The sequence below is a fragment of the Neobacillus piezotolerans genome (genome assembly GCF_003362805.1).
Lineage (GTDB): Bacteria > Bacillota > Bacilli > Bacillales > Cytobacillaceae > Bacillus_D > Bacillus_D piezotolerans.
This window is the reverse complement of record NZ_QNQT01000028.1, coordinates 1-1,810: the sequence shown is the minus strand read 5'-3', so window position 1 is coordinate 1,810 and position 1,810 is coordinate 1. Positions and strand designations below refer to the sequence as shown.

The 1,810-nt window shown below is 34.1% G+C and carries 2 protein-coding genes and 1 pseudogene; all 3 read right to left on the bottom strand.

Features of this window, described 5'->3' with window-relative positions:
- Positions 1–335: 335 nt before the first annotated feature.
- The 3 genes and pseudogenes from DRW41_RS23970 to DRW41_RS23960 all read right to left on the bottom strand — a co-directional run bounded on the left by DRW41_RS23970 (position 336) and on the right by DRW41_RS23960 (position 1,809).
- Positions 336–509, bottom strand: a complete 174-nt coding sequence (locus DRW41_RS23970) for a cytochrome c oxidase subunit II (protein ID WP_115454243.1) — start codon at positions 507–509, stop codon at positions 336–338.
- A 78-nt stretch (positions 510–587) separates the two neighbouring features.
- On the bottom strand, positions 588–980 hold the full coding sequence (locus tag DRW41_RS23965; RefSeq protein ID WP_281272346.1) for a cytochrome c oxidase subunit II transmembrane domain-containing protein: 393 nt from the start codon (positions 978–980) through the stop codon (positions 588–590).
- A 76-nt stretch (positions 981–1,056) separates the two neighbouring features.
- Positions 1,057–1,809, bottom strand: a pseudogene (locus DRW41_RS23960) (cbb3-type cytochrome c oxidase subunit I).
- Position 1,810 lies beyond the last annotated feature (1 nt).

The window sequence follows — 1,810 nt, the reverse complement described above, 5'->3', positions numbered from 1 at the left end:
ATGTTATTGGAATAAAAATAAAAACCCCAAACACAGAAAACCAATTCAACTGAAACCCCAACACAACAGGATCAAAAACAGAAAATAAACTTATTATCATTTTAATCCAAATTCAACTTTATTAGATTTTTTTTCTAACTCGGCCCCCCCTAAAACTCACTCACTCACCATAACCACCCATAAAATAGAAACAAATCTAATCATAACAAAAATCAATCACGGTAAAGGTCTCAACTGAGGAATAATTTCACCTTTTGCCTGACAAACAAAAATTCAAATAAACTTTATACTCTCGTGCTTAATTTAAGAAACTAATACCTGTCTCGGCCATTCACTTACACTAAATTTTTTAAAAAATCTAGAACTCCCCCCACTACTACAGCCACCGGTATAAAACTGTGATTAGCACCACAAATTTCAGAACACTGACCAACAAATGTTCCTGGTCGATTAAAAAAGAGAAAAATCTGATTTAGCCGCCCTGGAATAGCATCAGTTTTTACTCCTATAGACGGAACCGTTCAAGAATGAATTACATCAATTGAAGTAACTACTATCCTAACCCCTACCCCAAACGGTACTAATAATCAATTGTCAGCTTCCACCAAACGAATTTTTCCTCTAGAATTTATATAACTCTCTATTTCTCCTAACAGTATTCTCAAATATTCATAAGACCAAAACCATTGATGCCCAACTACCCTAACAGCTATATCAGCACTGTCTCCTTCCTCTATATAATATAACACCTTAAGAGAAGGAAACACAATAAATACTAGTAAAATACCAGGTAAAACAGTCCACAACCCCTCTAACCGCTGCCCTTCATAAATTCCTCGACTATAAAAATAACCAGCCGATGCTACAAATAAAAAATAACCAACTAAAACTATCACTCCCACTATTACTAATATAATAAAATCATGAAAAAACATTAACTGTTCTATCACAAATGAATTTCTATCCTGAAAATATACCAACCCTCATACAGGCACATTACCTATTAATTATATTTAATTGATTAAAAGTATGAAACATCGGAGGAATATTACACTGTCACTCTAAAAATGTACCCACAAAAAACGCATGATTTGCCTCCCTCTTTACAAACCCCTCCCAAACTAATAGCACAAAATACAACACTCCAAAAAAAGACAAAACAGCCCCTATAGTTGAAACCATATTCCAAAAACTGTAAGCATCTGGATAATCAGAATACCGCCGTGGTATCCCATTTATTCCTAAAAAATGCTGAGGAAAAAACGTCAAATTTACCCCAATAAACATTAAATAAAACTGTAATTTCAACTTTATTTCATTTATTGATACCCCAAAAAACAAAGGAAATCAGTGTAAAACACCTGCTATAATAGCAAACACAGCCCCTATTCTCAAAACATAATGAAAATGAGCCACAACATAATAAGTATCATGAAATACAATATCTAACGAAGAATTAGACAAAATAACTCCAGTTACCCCTCCCAAAGTAAATAAGTAAATAAACCCAACACTTCAAAGCAAAGGAGACTCTATCTTAAAATATGAGCCATACAGTGTAGCTATCCAACTAAATACCTTAATTCCAGTAGGAACCGCAATCAACATCGTAGCCGCAGTAAAATAAGCTCGAGTATCCACATCCATCCCTACTGAAAACATATGATGAGCCCAAACCACAAATCCTAAAACCCCAATTCTCACTATAGCATAAATTATCCCTAAAGACCCGAACGGCTCCCGCTTTCCCGCTGAATAACTAATAATATGTGAAATTATACCAAACCCTGGTAAAATTAAAATATACACT